The sequence below is a fragment of the Bacilliculturomica massiliensis genome (assembly GCF_900605495.1).
GTDB classification, from domain to species: domain Bacteria; phylum Bacillota; class Clostridia; order Peptostreptococcales; family Anaerovoracaceae; genus Bacilliculturomica; species Bacilliculturomica massiliensis.
Genome location: NZ_LR027601.1, coordinates 1 through 21,795, shown reverse-complemented (window position 1 = coordinate 21,795; position 21,795 = coordinate 1). Strand labels below are relative to the sequence as shown.

Sequence of the window (21,795 nt, the reverse complement as noted above, 5' to 3'; positions counted from 1 at the left end):
GCCACTCTGCGTCCCCGCAAACCTTCCTCAGCGCCACTCTGCGTCCCCGCAAACCTCCCCCCAGCGCCACTCTCCACCTCCGCAAACTTTCTCCAGCGCCACTCTTCGCCTCTGCAAATCTCCCCCCAGCGCCACTCTCCACCTCTGCAAACTTTCTCCAGTGCCACCCTTCGCCTTCGCAAACTTTCCCCAGCGCTACTCTGCGCCCCCGCAAATCTTCCCCAGCGCCACTCTTCACCTCCGCACTACTTCTCCAGCGCCACTCTTCACCTCCGCACTACTTCCCCAGCACCACCCTTCGCCTACGCGCATCTTCCTCATCACAAAAAAGCCGCGCGGCTATACAGCCGGCGGCTCCTATGCGTTTTCATATTAATTTTATCTGCGCGCTTATTCCCCCAGGTAGGCTTTGCGCACCTGATCGTTGGCCAAAATTTCTTTCCCCGGTCCGGAGAGCGTGATGAGTCCCGTCTCCATCACATAAGCGTAGTCGGCGATCTCCAAAGCGGCCTTGGCGTTCTGCTCGATGAGCAGAATATTGACGCCGGCGTTATTGATCTCCTTTATGATGGAAAAGATATCCTTAATGACCAGCGGTGCCAGTCCCAGGGAGGGCTCATCCAGCATCAAAAGCTTGGGTCTGGCCATCAGCGCGCGGCCCACGGCCAGCATCTGCTGTTCTCCTCCGGACAGCGTTCCCGCCGCCTGCCATTCCCGTTCCTTCATTCGCGGGAACAGCTCATAGACCCACTCTTTATCCTTCCTGATCCCATCTTTGTCTTTTCTCAGATACGCGCCGATGGTCAGGTTTTCCGAAACGGTCAGGTCAGGAAAGACACGCCTGCCCTCGGGGCAGAGCACGATCCCTGTCTTTACCACCGCTCTGGTCTCCAGCTTCGTGATATTCACTCCGTCGAATTCCAGATTTCCCTGCGTTTTCTGTACAAGGCTCATGATGGCCTTCAGCGTAGTACTTTTCCCCGCCCCGTTGGCGCCGATCAGGGAAATGATCTTCCCGTCCGGCACCTCCAGATCAATGCCCTGCAGGGCGTGGATGCCGCCGTAATATACGTGCAGATTTTCTATTTTCAGCATGATCAATCCACCCCCAGATACGCTTCGATGACCTTTGGATTGTTCTGGACCTCGGAGGGCGTTCCCTCCGCGATCAGAGCGCCGTAATCCAGCACATAGATCCGTTCGCAGACGCCCATGACTACCTGCATGTGATGCTCGATCATGAGGATGGACAGACTGAAATCGTCCCGAATGCGGCCGATAAAGTGCATCAGGTCGTCCGACTCCTGCGGGTTCATGCCCGCCGCCGGTTCGTCAAGCAGAAGGAGCTGGGGTTTGGTGGCCAGCGCTCTGGCGATCTCCAGATGGCGCTGCTTGCCGTAAGGCAGAGATGTGGCCACGTCGTCTTTGTTTTTTTCCAGGTCCAGAAGCTTTAAAAGCTCCATGGTCTCTTCCTGCATCTGCTTCTCTTCTCTGTGATTGAGCATGAAAGTGGCGGAGAAGACGTTTGCTTTGATATTCATATGCTTGGCGATGAGCACGTTCTCAAACACGGACAGTTCTTTGAACAGCCTGATGTTCTGAAATGTCCTCGCCACGCCCATTTTCGTTATCTTATCCGGGCTGAGGAGCTGGACTTTTCCATATTTCCCGGCGTTTTCACCCTTGTACATGGTCTTCATTTTACCCTGCGGATAGTTTTCCAGGATCGTCTTTTCATTCAGCGCCACCGCGCCGTTGGTAGGCGCGTAAACGCCGGTGATCACGTTGAACACCGTTGTTTTTCCCGCCCCGTTAGGCCCGATGAGACCGACGATCTCGCCGCGGTTTACTTCCATGTTCAGGTTATTTACGGCGACCACGCCTCCGAACTGCATAGTCACGTCGCTGAGACGCAGTACATTTTCTCTCATATCCTTAGCCATTCACCGCGCCTCCTCCCACAGAGTTCTTGGAGCCGGGCCTTTTCTTTCTCCGCTCTCCCCGCAGCAGCCTGCACAGTCCATCCCAGGAAAACTCGTTCTGTCCCATAATGCCTCTCCTCCAGAAGAGAACTACCAGCATGAGTATAATGGAGAAGACCACCATCCGAAAACCCGTCCGCAGAAGCGGTACCTGAAAGCCCCCGATGACCATGGGAACGTCCAGAAAGCGCAGCCACCATTCCTTGGCCGCCGTCACCAGAAAAGCCGCGATAACGCTGCCCGTGATGCTGCCCATTCCGCCGATCACCACGATCAGCAGGATGTTGTAGGTCAGAAGCACCGGGAATGTAGTGGGTGTGATGGCCCGCAGATACATGGCCATCAGCGCGCCGCCGATCCCCGCGAAAAAGGAGCTGATCACAAAAGCCATCTGCTTGTGTTTCGCCAGATTGATGCCCATGGCTTCCGCCGCGATCTCATCCTCCCGGATCGCCTTGAAGGCCCTTCCGTAGGAGCTGCGCATCAACATCACCATGATGGCGATACAGATAAACACTACGAAAAAGGGCGTGTAATAGGAGCCGTATCCGGGAATGCTGTTCAGTCCCAGGGACCCGTTGGTCACGCGGTTCAGCGGCGAACTGGCTACCACGATACGCACGATCTCCGCAAATCCCAGCGTGGCAATGGCGAAATAATCGCTCTTCAGCCGCAGGACCGGGGCTCCGATGACCGCTGCGAACAGCGAAGCCAGAACGCCCGCCAGCAGCAGTCCCGCCCAGGTTGGCAGCGACACGCCCGCCAGAGCGTCGGCTACGCCGTAGAGATAGTAAACGCCCGGCTTGTAGGCCACCGGGATCGTCAGAACCGCAAAGGTATAAGCCCCCACAGCCATAAAACCCGCCTGCCCCAGTGAGAACAGACCCGTAAACCCGTTGAGCAGATTCATGGAAACAGCCACCAGCGCATAAATAGAACCCAACTGCAGCACTGTACGAAGCATGGAAGACGTGGAGGCAAACTCGCCGATGCAAAAGATCACGCCGGCCAGGGCGGCCAGGGCGATTACGGTACATATCCTCTTTGATTTCTTCGTCATCATAATCTACACCTTCTCCGTCATGTTTTCGCCGAACAGGCCGGTGGGCTTGAACATCAGCACCACGATCAGAAGAATAAACGTAAACACATCGCTGAACTCGGAATATCCCGCCGCCTTGATGAAGGTCTCAGACAGGCCGATGATAAAACCGCCCAGCACTGCCCCCGGAATGCTCCCGATGCCGCCGAACACGGCGGCCACAAAGCACTTCAGCCCCGGCAGCGACCCCGCCAGCGGAAATACCGACGGACGCGGCGTAAAATACAGCATAGATCCCACCGCCGCCAGCGAACAGCCGATGACGAAGGTCATGCTGATCACGCTGTTGATCTTGATCCCCATGAGCTGCGCCGTTTCAAAGTCCTTGGCCACGGCCCGCATGGCCATGCCGATCTTGGTGTATTTCAGCAGCGCAAGCAGTCCTGCCACCGCCGCGATGGTGATGATCGGAGTAATAAAGGTCACCAGGGACGTAGACACCTCGCCCAGGTAGATGGTTCTGTTCAGCACCGGAATATCCGGATAGGGCTTCGGCAGCGCCGAAAACAGATACGTGGCCAGATTCTGCAGCAGATAGGACACGCCGATGGCGGAGATCATGATAGACATCCGCGGCGCGTTGCGCAGAGGCTTGTAAGCCACTTTCTCGATGATCACGCCCAGCGCCACCGTGGAAACGATAACAATAACGGCGGAGATATACCAGGGGATCATAAAATTCACCATGGCAAAGATCATAAAGTAGGCGGACATCATGAAAATATCGCCGTGAGCGAAATTGATCAGACGTAAAATTCCGTAGACCATCGTATATCCGATGGCAATGAGCGCATAGATGCCGCCGATAGATATGCCCGCCAAACAATACTGTAAAAATACTGTGATCGACATTATTTGTGAGCCTCCTGCGCTCTCAGTATCCAAGGGAACAAACGCGTCCCGGCCCCGGTCAGGGGGTCGGACGGCCAGCCGGGCGGCCAACGGGACAGCCAGCCGGGCGGCCAGCAAGACGGTCAGCCGGACGGCCAACAGAACGGCCAATAGGACGGCCAACAGAACGGCCAATAGGACGGCCAGCTGGGTGGCCTACAGGACGGTCAGCAGCAAAGCCCGCCGTCCCTGCCGTCCCGACACTCACCAACTGCCGGCGTTTGTGCTCTTGTATACCGAGAGCCGCTTTTCTCATAGAATTAACGATAAAAGCGGCGGGAGGCTGCAAGCCTCCCCACCTCTGTTTCATCTCTTTCTTAACGTCCTCAGCGTCCGGGGCCTTACTGCTCCAGATCGCTTACGCTCTGCGTCTTTACAAACTGGAATTCTTTCGACGTCACGGATTCCTCCGTCACCGTCTTCAGATAAGCCGTATCTTTGATGGCGTCCCCGTTCTCATCAAATGCGATGGAACCTGTTACGCCGTCGAACTTCACGGTCTTCAGCGCGTCGCGGATCGCCACGGAAGTAATATCTCCTTCGGTGCCGTCCAGACTTTCCAGCGCGTGATATACGGCCATATAGGCGTCGTATCCCAGCGCAGACACAGCCGCTACCGTGTCGGTGTTGGCGTTGAGCTTAATATTGTTGGGATCGGAATTCAGATATTCTTTGAATCCTTCTACGAACTCCTTGGCCACCGGGTTGCTCTCGTCCTTCTCATCGAAGAAGGTGGAGAACACAACGCCCACCGCGTCCTTGGAAATGATAGCCGCATTCTCCCAGGTATCGCTGGCCAGTACCTGCGCGTCGATGCCGTTGGCCGTGATCTGCGGCAGGATCAACGTTGCGGTGTTGATGGAAGACGGAACAAAGATAACGTCAGGATTCTTTCCTTTCACGCTGGTCAGCAGCGCATTGAAATCCGACTCATTGGTCTGGTACGTGACATCGGCTACTACCGTGCCGCCCAGAGCCGTGAAGGAATTCTTGAAAAAGTCCGCCAGGCCTGTGGAATAATCGTCGCCGTTCTGGCTGATCACCGCCGCGTTCTTGAATCCGGCGTCATAAGCGTAGTTGGCCATTACGCTGCCCTGGAAGGGATCCAGGAAGCAGGCTCTGAAATAAAAATCATTTCCCAGGGTGACCTGCGGATTGGTGCAGGAACAGCCCACTGCCGGAACCTCCGAGTCCCGGAAGGTCGGTCCCGCGGCGATGGACACGCCGGAGCCATAGGAGCCCAGGACCGCCACAACGCCTTTGCTCAGCAGCGACTGAGCAGCCGTAACGGCAGCCGCTTTGTCCGACTGATTATCCACTTCTTCCAGCTGGATCTTGTAGGTCGTACCGTTGATGTCCACTGTGGGCGCCACCTGATTCGCGTAACGCGCGCCCAGAACTTCCTGCATGCCGCCTCCGCCGTTCTCTCCGGTGGTCGGCTCGAATACGCCGATCTTGATCACGTCGCCTTCCACTTTAACGCCCGCCGCAGCGTCTCCGCCGCTGCCGCCGTTATCGGCGCCGCTGTCCCCTCCGCAGCCGAAAAGACCCAGAGACAGGATCATGACGAGCACCAGCAATAGGGATACTTTCTTCATATTCTCTCCTCCTTGTTCGCAGGCGGCTTATGCCGCTCCCTTCGGGCATGACCGCCGCTCTTCGCCGCGACCGTGCCCTGCAAATCTAATCTCCTTGATTATATACCAATTTTCCGAAAATTGTAAAGGTTTTCCGGGCATTTTACCTTAGCCGCCCGGGGCCAATTTTGATTTCACTCTGCCCAGCCCGGCAACAGGCCTCCGGGCCATCCTTCCATACGGGATGCACAGCATAACTATTCTTCGTCTATCGAAAAATAAAACAGATCTTCAAACTTTTTATCGAGAGCGGTGCACAGGATCAACGCCAATTTGGCTGTGGGATTAAACTGCCCCGTTTCAATGGAGCTGATGGTATTGCGGGACACGCCCGCCATCTGCGCTAATTCTGCCTGCGACAGACCTTTTTCCGCTCTGGCGGACTTCAGCCTGTTTTTTAATACTAACCCGTCATCCATGCCGCACCTCATCGCAGAATTTCAAATATATAACAAAGGCCAAACAAGATCCCGACGCCAAGCCATGCGAGAGCAAGGCGCAATGCAGATCGGGCCCTCGTCTTTTTCCACGTGTACAAATGCAGAGAACCCGACATGATCGCCCATATGCAGTAAGTATCGTACCACGATACTCCCGCGGCTATTTTAGCGATCATTAAAACGACACAGGCGATCCCGCCGAATATCACCGCATATTTGCATCCTGATCTTTCAATGAACTCCTGCATTTCATTCATTTGATTTTTCTTTACATTTTGCGCTCTTTTCAGGATCTCTTCTCTATCCATAATGATACCTCCGGATTCGTATGCCAAGTTTACTTTGCACCACAATTGTATCATACCAAGTATACTTGTCAACGCCTGCATTAAAAATAAAAATCGATTTTTTTTGTTTAGACTCTTCCTGTGGTGGTATAAACAGAAACGTAACGCGAGGACAACTCGCAGGGCGGCGATCCCGCCCTGGCGAAAAGAACGGCCCGGCCACGGGTAAGGCCGCCGCTGCCGGTCTTCGCGGCATAATACAAAAATGAAATACGGCGGCCCGGTTTCGTTCTTCCCGCGCCGTGACTGATAACAGAAGAATGAACACACGTTATTGCACATAAGTTAAGTTAAAGCAAGCGATTGAAAAACGGAGGAAATGAAAATGAAAAAATGGGTATGCAGCGTATGTGGTTATGTCTTTGAAGGCGAGCAGCCGCCGGCACAATGTCCGCAGTGCAAGGTTCCCGCTGATAAGTTTGTAGAGCAGGCCGGCGAGAGAACCTGGGCCGCCGAGCATGTTGTAGGCGTTGCGCAGGGCGCCAGCGAAGATATCATGAAGGATCTGAGAGCTAACTTCGAGGGCGAGTGCACCGAGGTCGGCATGTATCTGGCCATGGCCAGAGTCGCCCACAGAGAGGGCTACCCCGAGATCGGCCTGTACTGGGAGAAGGCCGCTTACGAAGAGGCGGAGCACGCTTCCAAGTTTGCTGAGCTCCTGGGCGAGGTCGTGACCGACTCCACCAAGAAGAATCTGGAAATGCGGATCGACGCTGAGAACGGCGCTACCATGGGCAAATTCGACCTGGCCAAGAGAGCCAAGGCTGCCAACCTGGACGCTATCCACGACACCGTTCACGAAATGGCCCGTGACGAAGCGAGACACGGCAAGGCCTTCGAGGGTCTGCTGAAGAGATACTTCGGTTAATACGCAAGACCATAAATTTAAAAGCAGCAATGGCAGCTTAAAACAGCTGTGTGAAACAGGTATTTGCCGGCAGAGAATCGTACGATGATTAGGGGGATGTCGCATTAGGATAAATAAACTAATGCAAACATCTCCCTTTTTGCAGCCTTGTTTTTTGCTTTAAAAGGTGAAAAAAAATCCGGCAAGGCCACTAACAAGCCCCCCGCAAAAATCTTTCACTCCTTCCGCTACAGCCTTGCCAGTTTCACATACTGTAGTTCCAACTTTTTTTACAGTCTCAATGACTCCATTACGTAGTTTTTGAGCGCCTTTTGTAATGGTTTCACAGATCTTTGATCCAGCCATATATCCAACCGTTCCTCCGACAAAACCGCCGACCGCTACACCTACAGGGCCGGCAAAGGTGCCAATAGCCGCGCCAATTGCAGTTCCCCCGCCCATGGCAATAAGCCCGCCGGCCGTTGCGACAGTCGTTTGTTCCAGCTTTTCTATACCCTCTTTAAAAGACAAATCTCCGGACATCATTCGTCCTATAACCTTTGCGTCTTCTACCGCAACAAAGGCAATGTTCGCTATTATTCCAGCCGGTGTGCCCTTTGGAATAACTGAGAGTATATTCTTCTCAACTCCAACTTTCAGCGCGCCTGCAACGGCAGCCTTTATACCAAAATCTGCACCACCCTTTAAAGCAGATTCTACGATTTCTTCGCCTTTGATTTCCTCACCGTTCCAAATTTTTGCCGCAACGTCAAATCCAATATTGATCGCGGCGCCCTGGAGTGCAGCGTATCCTACTTGTCTACCAATTCCAGCTGCAAGGTCTTTTGTTTTATATTCATTCCAGTTAAGATCATTCCACTTACCGCTCTGCGCCTCGTCCCTCATTCTTTCGGCATTCGCTTTTGTTAATGGCTTGCTCTTAGTGCCATCCGGAGCTACAATAACCTCCGTGGCCCTCTTTGAAATGAATTTTTGTTGTCCTTCCGGAACAAGCTTTTGCTGTCCCCTGTAATCACCACACTCAAAGGCTTTTTGTGTCGCTCTTGCATCCTTACAGTATTTTGACTGATATCGACTTACGACTTTGTCGGCATTCGCTTTGTCGAAAATCACGATGTCCACAGAATTCTTTTTGTAACCATGCCCATTCGGCTCAAGAACTTTTGCCCTGTATGGACTACCCGTGGCTTCCGCATTTAGATTAAATGTCTGCGCATGGTACTGCTCGGCAATGAAGCCATCCAAGCGGGGATTTTGGCTGACTGCCCCCGCCTGAGTAGTCAGCGTCCGGTACATTGTCCCATTGACATTCAGAATCGTCGCGTCCAGGTCTGCAAGGTATTTTGCCGACTCTTGTACAGACATAGCCGACGTCGCCTGGGCGACCTGGGATGCAAACCAGCTTTCCTTGCTTCTCCCGTCTCTTACCGCTGCTGACAAGGATGTCTGGTACTCCTCATCCCGCTTGAGCGCAGAAATAATTTCTTCTGTTATATCACAAATTTCGGATCTTTCTTTCTCAGGAAGATATTCCTGCAGTTTTTCAGAAAGCCAAAGCTCTGCCGGTTCATCTCTGTGCAAAATCCAACTATGCATAAAGTCTGCAATAACGGGTTTGAGTTCAGCACACTCATCCTCAATAAGTATGGGATAGTCCTCTTCTTCCAATAACAACAAGTGCTCATATTTCTCATCCATATTGGCTCCCTCTTCAATTCTTTTTACTTGCCGGCTTGATATCTATCTTACTGATCGTAGATTTTATTGCCTCGATCTTATCCTTCAGCGTACTGGATATTGACTTCGTATCCTTTACCGAATTGAGCAGATTCTCTGTCGTTATATGGACTTCCCCTTCAATAAACGCTTTCTCGATGGTTTCTTTCACCACAGCCTCCAAGTCGGCCCCATTGAATCCCTCTGTCTCGTCGATAAGGGCGATCGAATCAATACACTTGTTCCACTTATTCCTCTTTTTCAAATGGATGTCCAATATTTTTCTCCGCTCCTCACCATTGGGAAGATCAACAAAGAAAAGTTCATCAAATCTACCCTTTCGCAAAAACTCTGGTGGCATTCTGGAAATATCATTTGCTGTGGCAACTATAAATACAGTGTTCTCTTTCTCCTGCATCCACGTCAGAAACTGACCGAACAAACGAGTGGTGACATCGTTTCCTCCCCCTTCTCCGCCGATTCCGGCAAATGCCTTCTCGATTTCATCGACCCATAATACACATGGACTGATTGCCTCTGATAATTGCAGCGCCCGCCGCATGTTTTCTTCTGATTCACCCACATATTTACCGAGAAGCCGACCCACATCAAGCCTTACCAGCGGGATTTGAAACAGGCTTGCCGTTGCCTTTGCCGTCAAACTCTTTCCACAACCAGGCATACCGATAATCATAATGCCTTTTGGAATATCCACACCAAATTTTATAGCCTTATCTAAATTCGCAAATATCTTTGCTTTTCTATACAGCCATTCCTTCAGATTCTCCAGTCCGCCTATATCATCGACAGTCTCTGTGAAATTAATGATCTCCAGCATTCCGGACTTCCTGATAAACTGCTCTTTCTCTTTCAATATGAGCAGCTTATCATCCCTATCAATACAGCCACCATCCTGATAGGCAAGATTGAGTATTTGTCTGATTTGAAATTCATTCAGGCCTTTAAAAGAAAGTGCAATGTCGTCTACTGTTTCATCCTCTACTGAAATCTTCATGTCTGCTGTAAAATCATTGATGATGTCCAAAATCTCATTTGTGGTTGGGAGAGGAATATCAAATACGGTGATATAGTTTTCCAATTCCCTTGGTATGACAGTGATTTCTGACTGAATAAAAACAGCTGAGCTATAATTATCCTTGTATAGGTTGTTTTCCGCAATCCTTTTTAATAGCGCAATAACCTTCGGGTTCTTCAGCTCTTCATGTACATCTTTCAAAATCAGAAAGGTCTCGTTTTCGAAACCATCGTCCATCGTGAGCTTTAAGAACTGCTCCAAGCTGCATTCCTTCATGGGGCTTTTGGTTTTGAAGTCCAGCAAGCCAAGAGCATTATTGAACTCCACACACGTTACGTCTTTTCCAACGCAAGCGATCGCCTCATCTATTATACGAAAATCAAAATGGTTAATGTATATAATTGGATGCAGTGCGTCAATGTAAGATGCCAATATATCCACTGTACTTCGCTTCATGTTATACCTCCATGTAAAGCAGCGTATTGACAATTGAATTGCTCTTGTAATCAATACCATCCAAAATGACAAACCTTTCGTTAATATCAGAGCTATCCATATCTCCACCTTGCAAACCGGCGGAACGCACATAATCGCCATAGTCCATACTGATAATCATATACTTCTTCCCCTTTGGTTCTAGATCTTTCCAGTACCCATCCGTATGACCGGAAAAGGTGCACAAGTCGTCTTCAAGATCATTTTTCAAAGTCTCCTCGTCACTTATCATCATACAAATGTTACGATACATGACACGTTTATCTTCGTCATGCTCAATATCCTCTGTTACCTCTCCATCTTCCCCCGTTTCCTGTATGGGCAAATAGTACTCGCGCGATTTTTCGTTCATAAGCAAACACATAATCGCCAATATGCAGTTATTGCTTTTAAAAGTATAAAAAAGATTTCTGTAGTTCAGCCGCAGAACCCTCGGATAAGTTTTAACGATTTCGTTGATTGCTGCTTTGATTTTTGATGAATCGTATTTATTTTCAATGATCTCATTGACAATATATTGATACCGGTTCATGTGATCATTTATTATACTCTGCACTTTACGGCGCTTTTCCTCATAGCAATCATATCGCTCTTGCCTTTCTCTGAGATATTCCAGAATATAAATACTTTTATTAACATCTTTTTCGTCAGTGACTACGTCAAAGATTTTAATAAGTTCCTTAATAATATCCATTGCATCCACCTGTGCGATCGCAGAAACTTTTTCAAGCTCTTCTCCATACCCCCTAACCGCTAACCAGCGATGCAGTAATCCATTCTGATAATACGCAATAACATCTTCAATGGAAAAATTGTTCTGTAAATCCTCAATCGTGCGAACAGGCTTTTCATCACAGATCAGGTTGAATTTGATCGTCTTTGCCATTTCTACCTCTCCTTATTTACCAATAGTTTTTGCTTCATTCGACCAGAACTTTTCACAATTTGGAAGAAGTCTCCACTCTTTCAGCCTTGATGCCACTCACAACAGAGTGCTTATATTATTATATCATAGAAATCATACACATTTCGTCATTATTCCCAGTTTTTTTATTTATTTTTACAAATATTCGTATACTTTCACAGCGTTAAACTTGAATTGACCAGAATGATATAGCACATATGCAAACCTTGACGTCACTTGTCAGGGTTTATATACTATGATCGTAACATGGAGGTGATTCTTTGAAAGAAAGCAGATTGTTCAAGATCGTATATTATATTTTAGAGCGCGGGCGCGTAACAGCTCCTGAATTAGCGGATAAATTTGAAGTATCCGTGCGGACGATCTATCGCGATATCGATGTGATCAGCAGCCTGGGTATTCCGATCTACGCGTCGTCGGGAAGAAACGGCGGGATACAAATACTCGACAATTACGTTTTAGACAGAGCCCTTTTTTCGGATAAGGAGAAACAGGACATTTTGGCGGCTCTGCAAAGCGTATCTCTTGTAAACAGCGCTTACGAAAGAGAAATGCTCACAAAACTGTCTGCTCTTTTTCATATCCGTTCCGACAACTGGTTTGAAGTGGATTTTTCTCGTTGGGGAACGAAAACTCAAAACGACGCTGCCTTTGATCAGCTGAAAACTGCTGTTATCTCCCATAAAGCGGTGCGTATCGTATACGTAAATTCCAATGGTGAAAAAAGCCGGAGAACGATCTATGCGCTTAAAATGATGTTTAAGGCAAAAGAGTGGTATATAAAGGCATACTGCGTGGATCGGTCGGATTTTCGCATCTTCAAATTCAACCGCATTATTGGACTGGAATTATTATCAGAGGAATTTGCACCGATCGAATATCCAGCTTCAGAAGAATCGCCGCAGCCGGACTACAACAGAATAACTCTCTGCTTTCCACAAGAAATGGCATATCGCGTCTATGATGAATTTGACGCCAGCGAGATAGAAGAAGCGGAAAACGGCGGCCTCATCGTTTCGTCGGAAATGCCGGAAGACGATTGGCTGATCGGTTATCTCCTTTCTTTCGGCGCAAAAGTCAAAGTCATCGCGCCTGCCTATCTGCGAAAGATCCTAGCCGATGAAGCAAAGATGATATACGAAAAAAACGCCGCCGGCTCCCAGGAACACACTCCCCTGAGCAGCTCAGACATCAGCGCCGGCCGGCTTCAGACCAGACGGCAGACCTGACATAAGACGTCAGGGTCCGCCCGCTATAATAACGATCCCCACATGTACCATAAACCTATGGAGGAAAAAAATATGAGCGAACGATTTATAAACTTAACAGAGTGCAACATAGAAAATGAACATTTATGCTGTGCCATCGCAGACAAAAAGCATCAGGCCGGAGTGTCCGTGAAAAAGCAATGGTTGAAAGAACGGATGGCGGAGGGACATATTTTCCGCAAACTTGACGAAAAAGGAAAAGTCTTCATTGAATACGCCCCTTTGGAAACAGCATGGGTGCCTGTTCATGGAGATCATTATTTGTATATTTATTGTCTCTGGGTGTCCGGCTCTTTCAAGGGAAAAGGATATGCAGGATCCCTCATGGATTATTGCATTAACGATGCAAAAGAAAGAGGAAAAGCAGGAGTCTGCATTCTCAGCTCAAAAAAGAAAAAGCCGTTTCTGTCAGATAAGAAATTTCTGCTCAAATACGGTTTCGAAGTGGTGGACACAGCCGGAAATGAATACGAGCTATTGGCTCTGTCTTTTCACGGTGAAACGCCCCGCTTTTCTGATAAGGCGAAAGAAATGAAGATCCAGAGCAAAGAACTGACGATCTATTACGGCTTGCAATGCCCGTATATTCCCAACTGTATTGAACAGGTACGGGAATTCTGCCATGAAAAAAACATCCCGTTAAATCTCATCGCCGTAGATACCTTGGAAAAGGCAAAAGATCTTCCCTGTGTTTTCAACAATTGGGCCGTCTTTTATAATGGTGAATTCGAGACGAATCATCTTCTTAACGAAACCTTTTTGAAGAAAAAATTCCAACTGGTTTAGGGAGTGCTGTTTTTATTCATGCCCCTCGTCCCTGTTTTCACTTATCATCTTCTTTAACAGGTCTCGAATTTCTTGTAGTAAAGTATAGCATTTAAATCCGATAAATATGAAATAGCTCAGCAAAGCAAGCAGGAAGATAGTTTCGAATATGGTCATACAATCACCTTCTTTTTCATCTGAGTATAATCAGTCAAAAACGGATAGGGTTTTTTCCCAACCCCCAATATGGACACACCATGGTATTTCACATGGTGTATCCATAATACCACAGATCGTGATGGATCGCATTTGTCATTATTGTATCAGGCCGCTGGCGCGGCGGCTGGCCCTGAACGCAGTCGCTCCCTTCTTTTTAATATCAGTTTCAGATCAGGCAAGGCGCCGCTGATCCGCCTGATCGCCGCGCAGCAGATCCCGGTCCGCCGCCATTGTTCACGTTGGGGCTTCCGCATGGATACGGAAAGGTCTTTTATCAAGATATGGACAATCCCCTTTTTCCACGCCTTGTAAAATGCTATAATGTTTCAAGTGGGGAAAACAGCCGGTCATTTTCCGCTGACATCCGGACAGGACCGGCAGTCTGGCATTCGGCGCAGGGCGCCTGGGGGGAGGAATTCTTATGTATTTCATCGATCCTTTGTTTTCGATCGTTCCAGTCATCGTTTCTATCGGATTCATCGTGGTATTCGGCATCATCATTTTCTCGCTGATAAAAGGGATCGGACAGTGGGGACGGAACAATGCGTCTCCTCAGCTCTCGATACCCGCCAGGGTCGTCTCCAGGCGGTCGCACATCTCAGACAGCTCTCATATGGCGGCCGACAATATGGCTGCCCACTCCACCAGTACGTCCTACTACGTCACTTTCGAGGCGGAGAGCGGTCACCGCATGGAATTTCACCTGAGCGGTCCGGAGTACGGACTGTTGGCTGAAGGGGACTGCGGTGTTCTCACGTTTCAGGGGACCCGCTATCTCGGCTTCGCCCGCTCGCCCGGCATGAATTTTACACCGCGGCCCGGATCGTCCAATCCCTTTTCCGCCCGCGTTGACCCGTCGTCCTTCCATTCTGCCCCGTCTTCGTCTGGGAATAGCGGCGCCGCTTCTAGATCGGGAAATTCCGCCGCGGCAGGCGGGCCCGGCCGGCGGGCTTCCGCCGGCGATCAGACCGGCAGCGAGGATACGAACATTGAATTTTATTTTTCCGGAGAGCCCACGCCGGCTGACGCGGTTGCAAAAGACCGCGGCGGCGTCGGGGAGCAGCCCGCTTCTTCCCCTGCGGCGCGGCAGCGGTCCAATGCAGACCGCAGTGAACACATCAGTTTTCCAGACGACGGACGCAGCTCCGATCCGGTCCAGGAACGTGACCGTCTGGCCGTGACCTGGGAGGAAACGCAGCGTTCCCGTGACCGCGGTCCTCAGTCATGACCGCTGACGATATCAGATCACACATATGATACAGTATTCAAAAGTAAAAGGAGAGAACAATATGACAAAACCACAGACAACAACGGACGCATGCTACCCGCTGCTGGAAATGGACCTGAAAAAACTCCGCCGCAATGTGGAGGAGGTCGTAAACCGCTGCGGAGCTATGGGCATCAACGTGGCGGGAGTCATCAAAGGCTGCAATGGCCTGCCTGAGGCTGCGGAGCAGTTTAAGCTGGGCGGGTGCGCACAGATCGCCACTTCCCGGCTGGAACAGATCGAAGATGCGAAGGCCTACGGCATCGAAGGTCCTTTCATGCTGATCCGGGTCCCTATGCTCACCGAGATCCCGCGCATGGTGCAGCTTGCCAATTACAGCCTGCACAGCGAACGCTCCGTCATCGACGCTGCCGACGCGGAGTGCTCCAGACAGGGAAAAAAGCATAAAGTGGTGGTGATGGCTGATCTAGGCGATCTTCGGGAAGGTTTCTGGGACAAAGAGGAACTGTTCGACGTGTGCCTGCATATAGAAAATGATCTGAATAACCTGGAACTAGCCGGCGTCGGAACAAATCTGGGATGCTACGGTTCCGTAAAGCCCACCCCGGAAAAACTTTCCGAACTGGTGGATATAGCGGAGCGCGTGGAAGCAGCAATCGGCCGTAAGCTGGAGATCATCTCCGGCGGAGCCACCAGCTCTTTTACGCTGGTACATTTCGGAACCATGCCCAAACGCATCAACCATCTGCGTATCGGCGAAAATATTCTTCTCGCCAGAGACCTGCAGACCGACTGGGGGATCAAGGATATGGATTATCTCGCCATGGACGTCTACACGCTGAAGGCCGCCGTCATCGAGGTAAAAGATAAACCCAGTCATCCCGTGGGCGAGATTTTCATGGATGCCTTCGGAAACTTCCCCACCTACACTGACCGCGGTATCCGCAGACGGGCGCTGTTGGCTCTGGGGAAAGTAGATCTGGCGGATATCTGCCGCCTGCTGCCCCGAGCGGAAGGGATCGAAGTGCTGGGGGGGTCCAGCGACCACACGATCCTCGATATTGAGGACAACAAGGACAATATACAGGTGGGAGACATCCTGGAATTCGATCTGAACTACACCACCATGGTGTTTCTGACCAATTCCAAAAGCGTGACGCTGAAGCTGATCAGGTAACCCCCCTGCAGGCTTATGTTCACAAGGTAAATTATTTGGAACATACGGAAAGATCCAAGGACGATATGTTCCATGCATAAAAAATCCGCAGAAATGACCTGGCTGTCAATCCTGCGGATTTCTTTTTCTTCCGTATTGATCGAACTGTCTCTTCAGCTGGCGCTCAGTCAGCGGTATGGCCAGCAGCAGCAACGCCAGCTGCACTACCATACCTCCTATCGCCGCAAAGGCCATGGCGTCCTTGCCGGCGTTCCGATACAGATAAAGGACCGTCAGGGGGATGGCCGCCGCCGGAAGGCTGGCGTACAGCCAGGCGCGCCCTGCGTACCGGTGGGCGAATTCCCAGGCCGCAGGACTTTTCATGGAACGTTTTGTGCGATATCCATAAAACGAATTGATGGTCCTGGGAGCGTGGTTTTTCCACAGGAATCCTAAGCCGGCCATAATGACTGGCATCAGCAGCAGTTCTGCCAAATAAAACAGGATCATATGCTGTACTCTCCTTCTCCGCTTCCTGCCGGAGCGGCGCGCAGTTCCGGAAATCCATGGGCCGATCAGATCCGGCAGGTATTGGGGCTTGCCGCGCTTCTCATCGAGTGATATATTGTAGACGTAAATTTACTTTACCACGTCACAAAGAAAGGAGCAAGGATCATGAAAGAAGTTCTGCAGTTTTTAAAAGATAACCCGACCTTTTTCCTGGCCACTGTGGAAGGGGATCAGCCCCGGGTACGTCCCTTCGGCGCGGTCAGCGAGTTCGAACGAAAGCTATACCTCATCACCAGCAATCAGAAGCCGGTGTTTCAACAGATCTCCGCCAACCCGAAAATCGAGATCTGCGCCGCCAATGCGGAAGGCGAGTGGATCCGCATCAAAGCAACAGCCGTGGCAGATTCGAGAAAAGAGCCGAAGACGGCCATGCTGGAAGATTATCCATCTCTGAGATCCATGTACGACCCGGAGGACGGTAAAATGGAAGTTCTGTATCTGAAGGACGCCGAGGCAACATTCTGCTCCTTCACTTCTGAGCCAAAAGTCGTAAAATTTTAGTCAGAGATCGAATCCGGGGCCAGGTCCCGGAAGCAGCCCGCGGTATGGGCATGACATATTAAAATAGAGGAGATATACCATGAGGACACTGAAAATTGCCATGCTTGGTTTCGGCAACGCCGGCAGGGCCTTCGCCCGGATCCTTTTAGACAAACACCAGCAGATAAAACAGGATTACGGCTGCGACATTCAGACGGCAGCCATCGTCACAGGCAGCCGCGGCACTCTGCTCTCCCCCGCCGGCTTCCCTGCCGATGCAGTCCCAAGCCAGATCCCGCCCGAGTCAGACGGTCAGGACGTCACATCGCAGGGTGCCATATCGCAGGGCGTCACATCGCAGGGCATCGACCTGGCGGAGGCCATCCGACAGATCGAGGAGGACGGCCGATTCGACGAGAACAGCCCCTTCTTCTCGCGCCTGACCGCTCTGGAGGTAGTGGACCGCGCCGATTACGACGTGATCATCGAGCTCACTCCCCTTCAGATCTTTACCGGCCAGCCCGCCACTGATCACCTGCGCCGTGCCATGAAACGCGGCAAACACGCCATCACCGCCAACAAAGGTCCCATCGCCTGGGCCTATGATGAGCTCGCCGCTCTCGCCGAAGAACAAAAAGTACAATTTTACTTTGAGACAACGGTCATGGACGGTACTCCCGTTTTCAATCTTGTTGATGAAACGCTGAAATACTGTAAAGTCACCGAAGTCAGCGGTATTCTGAACACCACCACGAATTTTGTTCTGGAAGAACTGGCCAAGGGCAGACCCTACGACGAGGTGATGGAAGAGGGCAGACGGCGCGGATTTGTCGAGGCCGACCCTTCTATGGATATGGAAGGCTGGGACGCCGCCGCCAAGACGGCCGCCCTGCTGAACGTCCTCATGAAGGCCGGTATCACCCCCGGAGAGATCGACCGCACCGGCATCTCTGAAATCACCGCCGCCGACATTGACGCCGCGGCGTCCCGGGGCTGCCTCATCAAACTACTCTGCCACGGAACCATACAGAACGGCAAAGTTATCGGCGCCGTCAGGCCCACGGAGGTTCCAAAGGACGATCTTCTCTCCCATATCGACGGCACCTCTTCGGTGGTATCCATCACCACCGACCTCATGGGCAAGCTGACCATTGTGGAGCACGATCCCGAGCTGCTTCAGACCGGCTACGGCATTTTCAGCGATCTGGTACGGATCATCAGCCATCTGTGATGTTTTAATGTTCCTTTGTCGTGATCTTGGATATTGGGACGTTGGGATGTCGGAGAGTTGGGATGTCGGGGCGTTGGGGGCGATCCCCCGGCGGCGGTTGGCTTCCGGCAGATCGTAGTTCCCCCGGCGGCGGTGGGCTTCCGGCAGATCGCAGTTCTCCCGGCGGCGGTGGGCTCCCGGCAGATTGCAGATCCCCCGGCGACGGTTGTTGATCGGCGCGGCAGACGCGGAAGGTAAATAGGGGAAATTCGGATTTTTTTCTGGATCTCACCGAAAAGACGCTGCGAAATAGGCGAGAATCAATTATTTTTTGAATTCTCGCCTATTTTGCAGCAAATATTGCGCGATTATCACTGTTTATTACGTATTTTTCGGTGATAATCAATTTTTTTTGCCGTTTTCACCTATTCAGTGACCTGCCATCTCCCGTTCTCCCGGTCCCACGGTCCCACGATCCCGCGGCCAGCCAGCAGGCTGCCATCCACTGACCCGGCATTCGTGCCAGCAGCCCCATGTCCCCCAGTGCACCTGTTTCACAGCCCGGCCAATCAGCAGCACGTTGGAGGTCTCATCATGGATGCAGAACCCATCCCCCTTTCCTTCTTCTCCGCAACGATCTGCTCCATGTGCTTATTGCGCAGCCATTCTTTCTATCATATGGGCCCCAGGCCATTAAAGAAGAAAGACCGCCGGCGGCGGTCTTTCTTCTGTGTCATGTATGTATTTGTATTGGAGAGATAGCTTCAATCAATTTATTTTCAATATAGAGCGGCGAAGATCTCTCGGATCTCCTCCTCCGTCAGGAACACGTAGTTGTTCTTCAGCAGCCGCTGCTGGTTCTCAATGGTGCTCTTCGTGAACTCCTCGATCTGCTCTTCTTTCATCCCGTATTCTCTCAGCTTCTTCTTCCCGATCAGCTGCCCCAGGAAGCGGTCCAGCTCTTCATATACGTTCTCCACTCCGCATCCCAGCATCTCCGCAAAGATCCGGTTCGCCTCCGCGATCTTTCCCTCTGGGGCCTTTCTCATGTACATCTTGAATACTTCTGTGAAGAACTGATAGTTCGCCTCCCCGTGGGGTACGTGGAACGCTCCCCCTATGCTGTAGGACAGCGCGTGCACCGCCGCGCACCCTGCGTTTCCAAAAGCGATCCCCGCATAGTTGGACGCCAGCGCAAACTCCTTCAGATACGGCGCGCGGTTCTCCTTCGTGTTCCCCTTCTCCAGGATCTTCTTGTACCCTTCCATGATCATCTCCATGGCTTTCCGCGAGTACATCTCCGTGAAGGGCGACGCCTTGGGCGACAGATAGGACTCGATGGCGTGGATCAGCGCGTCGATGGAACTGGTGGCAAACACGTAGTCCGGCAGCCCCTGCAGGGATTCCGGCACCAAGACCGCCTCGTCCGCATACGTCTCCTCCACCGCCAGCCCTTTCTTCGTGTGCAGACTTTTCAGCTCCGCTATGGCCACATTGGTCACTTCGCTTCCCGTTCCGCAGGTGGTGGGCACCACCACCAGATGGTGCAGCTTCTCCGGTTTGACCGCTCCCGTAAACAGATCCACGGACCGTTCCGGCACCCTCAGGGACAGCACCTTGCAGATGTCCACGATGGTGCCGCCTCCGAAGGCCACGATGCGGTCAAAGTCGTACTTCTTCATCTCCGCCGCCATGGCGTCGATCATCTCGTCGGAAGGCTCTCCCGAGCCGAATTTCTCCTGAAAGATCACGTTCAGTTCGATTCCAAGGGGCTTCACATAGGGATCGTACATCCACTGATTGGTCACCAGCAGATCCCGCTTGCCCAGCTGGAACGCCTCGTTGAACTCCTTAAATGTGTCGAAATAATGTATGGCAGGTACTACCCGCAGTGCTTCCATCTCTCTGCCTCCTCGTTTTCTCTGTTCCGCCGGCTTCCTCTGTCCCCGCCGGCTCTCTCTGTCTCCGGTCTGCCCGCCCAGACTGAGCTGCCAGTCCGGATCCCGCTTACCTAAAAGGCCGTACCGAACATCTTCTCAAACCCGGCCTTCAATTCCTCCTGAAACTCCGGATGCGCAATGCCGATCAGCGCCCGGGCACGGTCTTTCACCGTCTTTCCCTTCAGCCTGGCGATCCCGTTCTCCGTCACCACGTAATCCACATCGTGACGCGACGCCGTCACCACCTGTCCTTCCGCCAGCAGCGGCGTGATCTTCGACACCAGACTCCCATCCTTCTTTTTCGTCGTGGACGGCATGGCGATGATCGCCCGCCCCTTTCCATCCGCCGTCATGGTCGTCCCGCGGATGAAGTCCACCTGACCTCCCACTCCCGAAAACTGCCGGTATCCTATGGTATCCGACGCCACCTGCCCGTAGAAGTCCACTCCGATCCCGCTGTTGATGCTCACCATATTGGTGTTCTGCGCGATCACCATGGGGTGGTTCACATAGTCCACTCCCCTCATCTGGCAGACGGGATTCCGGTGGCAGAAATCGTACAGCTTCCGGCTTCCCATCACAAAGTTGAATACGAACTTCCCCCGGTCAATGGCCTTGCAGCTGTTGTCGATCACTCCCGCCTCGTACAGGTCCACCACTCCGTCCGTCAGCAGCTCCGAGTGGATCCCCAGATGCTTCTTCTCCTTCAGCTGGTGACACACCGCGTCCGGTATGGCTCCGATACCAAGCTGCAGCGTATCTCCGTCCCGGATCAGCTGCGCGCAGTTCTTTCCGATCGCTTCCTCCACCGGCCCGATCTTCGCCGGCGGCAGCGTGGGCAGTTCCCTGCTCTCTTCCACAAACGCGTCGATCTCCTTCACGGAAAACACCCCGTCCCCAAAGGTAAAGGGCAGCTGATCGTTCACCTGTGCGATGACCAGCTTCGCCGACTTCATCGCCTGCACCGTATAGTCCCCCGATACGCCGGTGGAGACGAAGCCGTGCTCATCCGGCGGCGTCACCATCACCAGGGCCACATCCACGGGTATGGTGCCGTCCCGCATCAGCCCCGGCACTTCATAGAAGAACAGCGGGGTAAAATCGCCCGTGCCCATCTCCACGCACTTCCTCGTGGGTCCGCCCAGAAACCACAGGTTGGGATGGAAGCTCTCCTTGTATTCTGGATTGTACAGATCGGTCTTGCCGATATTCACCATGTGAGAGATCTCCACATTCCGCAGGGAATCCCGGCGGCGGATCAGCGCCTCGATCAGAGCCGGCGGTTCGCCTACGTCGTGAGCGGTCACCACATGGTCTCCCGACTTGATGCGCTTCACCGCTTCATCGGCCGTACATTTCCTGCTCTCGTAGATTTCTTTCCAGTCCATTGTCTTCCTCCCCTTCTCTTCGTTCTCCTTCGCCGGCCGGCAGAGCCGCTGGCCGGCGCCATTTCAGGCGCCTCTGTTCGAGCCGCCAGCAACGCTGTTTCGACGCGGCCCGGCGGCCCGGCGGCTCAGCGG

At 52.0% G+C, this 21,795-nt stretch carries 20 protein-coding genes; 7 read left to right on the top strand and 13 right to left on the bottom strand.

Translation table 11 applies throughout. The annotated features are described in order from the left end of the window. Positions 1–390: 390 nt before the first annotated feature. The 7 genes from E0E37_RS05125 to E0E37_RS05095 all read right to left on the bottom strand — a co-directional run bounded on the left by E0E37_RS05125 (position 391) and on the right by E0E37_RS05095 (position 6,360). Complete coding sequence (locus tag E0E37_RS05125; RefSeq protein ID WP_130861920.1) at positions 391–1,095, bottom strand: ABC transporter ATP-binding protein; 705 nt, start codon at positions 1,093–1,095, stop codon at positions 391–393. A 2-nt stretch (positions 1,096–1,097) separates the two neighbouring features. After that, positions 1,098–1,943: an ABC transporter ATP-binding protein gene (locus tag E0E37_RS05120; RefSeq protein ID WP_246019638.1), complete on the bottom strand. Its 846-nt coding sequence runs from the start codon at positions 1,941–1,943 to the stop codon at positions 1,098–1,100. Then, positions 1,936–3,045 carry a branched-chain amino acid ABC transporter permease gene (locus E0E37_RS05115; RefSeq protein ID WP_130861919.1) on the bottom strand — a complete coding sequence of 370 codons (1,110 nt, stop codon included), beginning with the start codon at positions 3,043–3,045 and terminating at the stop codon, positions 1,936–1,938. Before E0E37_RS05115 ends, E0E37_RS05120 begins: the two co-directional genes overlap by 8 nt. Positions 3,046–3,048: 3 nt before the next feature. Further along, positions 3,049–3,936 carry a branched-chain amino acid ABC transporter permease gene (locus tag E0E37_RS05110; RefSeq protein ID WP_130861918.1) on the bottom strand — a complete coding sequence of 296 codons (888 nt, stop codon included), beginning with the start codon at positions 3,934–3,936 and terminating at the stop codon, positions 3,049–3,051. Positions 3,937–4,316: 380 nt separating this feature from the next. Continuing rightward, positions 4,317–5,573 (bottom strand): ABC transporter substrate-binding protein, encoded by a 1,257-nt coding sequence (locus E0E37_RS05105; protein WP_130861917.1) that lies wholly within the window; start codon positions 5,571–5,573, stop codon positions 4,317–4,319. 236 nt (positions 5,574–5,809) lie between these two features. Beyond that, on the bottom strand, positions 5,810–6,031 hold the full coding sequence (locus tag E0E37_RS05100) for a helix-turn-helix transcriptional regulator (RefSeq protein ID WP_130861916.1): 222 nt from the start codon (positions 6,029–6,031) through the stop codon (positions 5,810–5,812). Positions 6,032–6,039: 8 nt separating this feature from the next. Beyond that, a complete protein-coding gene (locus E0E37_RS05095; RefSeq protein WP_130861915.1) occupies positions 6,040–6,360 on the bottom strand; it encodes a DUF6442 family protein in 321 nt (106 codons plus the stop codon). A 364-nt stretch (positions 6,361–6,724) separates the two neighbouring features. Between E0E37_RS05095 and E0E37_RS05090 the strand changes: the two genes are divergently transcribed. Next, the gene (locus E0E37_RS05090) at positions 6,725–7,267 is read left to right on the top strand and encodes an NADH peroxidase (protein ID WP_130861914.1); all 543 of its coding nucleotides are present in this window, start codon (positions 6,725–6,727) and stop codon (positions 7,265–7,267) included. 159 nt (positions 7,268–7,426) lie between these two features. Here the strand turns inward: E0E37_RS05090 and E0E37_RS05085 are convergent, their stop codons facing one another. The 3 genes from E0E37_RS05085 to E0E37_RS05075 are packed head-to-tail and all read right to left on the bottom strand — an operon-like array spanning position 7,427 to position 11,400. Then, positions 7,427–8,965: a hypothetical protein gene (locus tag E0E37_RS05085; protein ID WP_130861913.1), complete on the bottom strand. Its 1,539-nt coding sequence runs from the start codon at positions 8,963–8,965 to the stop codon at positions 7,427–7,429. A gap of 13 nt (positions 8,966–8,978) precedes the next feature. Further along, positions 8,979–10,475, bottom strand: coding sequence for an AAA family ATPase (locus E0E37_RS05080; RefSeq protein WP_130861912.1), 1,497 nt, complete (start codon positions 10,473–10,475; stop codon positions 8,979–8,981). Between the two features lies 1 nt (position 10,476). Then, positions 10,477–11,400, bottom strand: coding sequence for a hypothetical protein (locus tag E0E37_RS05075; protein ID WP_130861911.1), 924 nt, complete (start codon positions 11,398–11,400; stop codon positions 10,477–10,479). A gap of 299 nt (positions 11,401–11,699) precedes the next feature. Here E0E37_RS05075 and E0E37_RS05070 point away from each other — a divergent pair, with 299 nt between their 5' ends. From E0E37_RS05070 to E0E37_RS05055, 4 genes are all read left to right on the top strand, one after another. Continuing rightward, on the top strand, positions 11,700–12,668 hold the full coding sequence (locus E0E37_RS05070; protein ID WP_130861910.1) for a helix-turn-helix transcriptional regulator: 969 nt from the start codon (positions 11,700–11,702) through the stop codon (positions 12,666–12,668). A 72-nt stretch (positions 12,669–12,740) separates the two neighbouring features. Beyond that, entirely contained in the window at positions 12,741–13,493 is a 753-nt protein-coding gene (locus E0E37_RS05065; protein ID WP_130861909.1) for a GNAT family N-acetyltransferase, read from the top strand. Positions 13,494–14,112: 619 nt separating this feature from the next. Beyond that, entirely contained in the window at positions 14,113–14,919 is an 807-nt protein-coding gene (locus E0E37_RS19055) for a DUF2500 domain-containing protein (protein ID WP_130861908.1), read from the top strand. A gap of 61 nt (positions 14,920–14,980) precedes the next feature. Further along, a complete protein-coding gene (locus E0E37_RS05055; protein ID WP_130861907.1) occupies positions 14,981–16,096 on the top strand; it encodes an alanine racemase in 1,116 nt (371 codons plus the stop codon). 105 nt (positions 16,097–16,201) lie between these two features. On the opposite strand, the gene E0E37_RS05050 is transcribed toward E0E37_RS05055, so the two are convergent. Continuing rightward, the gene (locus tag E0E37_RS05050; RefSeq protein ID WP_130861906.1) at positions 16,202–16,585 is read right to left on the bottom strand and encodes an SdpI family protein; all 384 of its coding nucleotides are present in this window, start codon (positions 16,583–16,585) and stop codon (positions 16,202–16,204) included. A 165-nt stretch (positions 16,586–16,750) separates the two neighbouring features. On the opposite strand from E0E37_RS05050, the gene E0E37_RS05045 reads away from it, so the two are divergent. Both E0E37_RS05045 and E0E37_RS05040 read left to right on the top strand, forming a co-directional pair. Beyond that, the gene (locus E0E37_RS05045; protein WP_130861905.1) at positions 16,751–17,146 is read left to right on the top strand and encodes a pyridoxamine 5'-phosphate oxidase family protein; all 396 of its coding nucleotides are present in this window, start codon (positions 16,751–16,753) and stop codon (positions 17,144–17,146) included. A 79-nt stretch (positions 17,147–17,225) separates the two neighbouring features. Beyond that, on the top strand, positions 17,226–18,356 hold the full coding sequence (locus tag E0E37_RS05040) for a hypothetical protein (protein ID WP_130861904.1): 1,131 nt from the start codon (positions 17,226–17,228) through the stop codon (positions 18,354–18,356). Between the two features lie 758 nt (positions 18,357–19,114). Here E0E37_RS05040 and E0E37_RS05035 read toward each other — a convergent pair. Both E0E37_RS05035 and E0E37_RS05030 read right to left on the bottom strand, forming a co-directional pair. After that, positions 19,115–20,236 (bottom strand): 4-hydroxybutyrate dehydrogenase, encoded by a 1,122-nt coding sequence (locus E0E37_RS05035; protein ID WP_130861903.1) that lies wholly within the window; start codon positions 20,234–20,236, stop codon positions 19,115–19,117. A gap of 110 nt (positions 20,237–20,346) precedes the next feature. After that, on the bottom strand, positions 20,347–21,663 hold the full coding sequence (locus E0E37_RS05030) for an acetyl-CoA hydrolase/transferase family protein (RefSeq protein WP_130861902.1): 1,317 nt from the start codon (positions 21,661–21,663) through the stop codon (positions 20,347–20,349). Between the last annotated feature and the right edge of the window lie 132 nt (positions 21,664–21,795).

What these genes read in the sequence shown, in the direction of transcription:
- E0E37_RS05050 (WP_130861906.1), bottom strand. Translation starts at nt 16,585, where the DNA reads ATGATCCTGTTTTATTTGGCAGAACTGCTGCTGATGCCAGTCATTATG.
- E0E37_RS05040 (WP_130861904.1), top strand. Translation starts at nt 17,226, where the DNA reads ATGAGGACACTGAAAATTGCCATGCTTGGTTTCGGCAACGCCGGCAGG.
- E0E37_RS05030 (WP_130861902.1), bottom strand. Translation starts at nt 21,663, where the DNA reads ATGGACTGGAAAGAAATCTACGAGAGCAGGAAATGTACGGCCGATGAA.
- E0E37_RS05085 (WP_130861913.1), bottom strand. Translation starts at nt 8,965, where the DNA reads ATGGATGAGAAATATGAGCACTTGTTGTTATTGGAAGAAGAGGACTAT.
- E0E37_RS05075 (WP_130861911.1), bottom strand. Translation starts at nt 11,400, where the DNA reads ATGGCAAAGACGATCAAATTCAACCTGATCTGTGATGAAAAGCCTGTT.
- E0E37_RS05105 (WP_130861917.1), bottom strand. Translation starts at nt 5,573, where the DNA reads ATGAAGAAAGTATCCCTATTGCTGGTGCTCGTCATGATCCTGTCTCTG.
- E0E37_RS05080 (WP_130861912.1), bottom strand. Translation starts at nt 10,475, where the DNA reads ATGAAGCGAAGTACAGTGGATATATTGGCATCTTACATTGACGCACTG.
- E0E37_RS05035 (WP_130861903.1), bottom strand. Translation starts at nt 20,236, where the DNA reads ATGGAAGCACTGCGGGTAGTACCTGCCATACATTATTTCGACACATTT.
- E0E37_RS05095 (WP_130861915.1), bottom strand. Translation starts at nt 6,360, where the DNA reads ATGGATAGAGAAGAGATCCTGAAAAGAGCGCAAAATGTAAAGAAAAAT.
- E0E37_RS05120 (WP_246019638.1), bottom strand. Translation starts at nt 1,943, where the DNA reads ATGGCTAAGGATATGAGAGAAAATGTACTGCGTCTCAGCGACGTGACT.
- E0E37_RS05125 (WP_130861920.1), bottom strand. Translation starts at nt 1,095, where the DNA reads ATGCTGAAAATAGAAAATCTGCACGTATATTACGGCGGCATCCACGCC.
- E0E37_RS05045 (WP_130861905.1), top strand. Translation starts at nt 16,751, where the DNA reads ATGAAAGAAGTTCTGCAGTTTTTAAAAGATAACCCGACCTTTTTCCTG.
- E0E37_RS05065 (WP_130861909.1), top strand. Translation starts at nt 12,741, where the DNA reads ATGAGCGAACGATTTATAAACTTAACAGAGTGCAACATAGAAAATGAA.
- E0E37_RS05115 (WP_130861919.1), bottom strand. Translation starts at nt 3,045, where the DNA reads ATGATGACGAAGAAATCAAAGAGGATATGTACCGTAATCGCCCTGGCC.
- E0E37_RS05100 (WP_130861916.1), bottom strand. Translation starts at nt 6,031, where the DNA reads ATGGATGACGGGTTAGTATTAAAAAACAGGCTGAAGTCCGCCAGAGCG.
- E0E37_RS19055 (WP_130861908.1), top strand. Translation starts at nt 14,113, where the DNA reads ATGTATTTCATCGATCCTTTGTTTTCGATCGTTCCAGTCATCGTTTCT.
- E0E37_RS05055 (WP_130861907.1), top strand. Translation starts at nt 14,981, where the DNA reads ATGACAAAACCACAGACAACAACGGACGCATGCTACCCGCTGCTGGAA.
- E0E37_RS05090 (WP_130861914.1), top strand. Translation starts at nt 6,725, where the DNA reads ATGAAAAAATGGGTATGCAGCGTATGTGGTTATGTCTTTGAAGGCGAG.
- E0E37_RS05110 (WP_130861918.1), bottom strand. Translation starts at nt 3,936, where the DNA reads ATGTCGATCACAGTATTTTTACAGTATTGTTTGGCGGGCATATCTATC.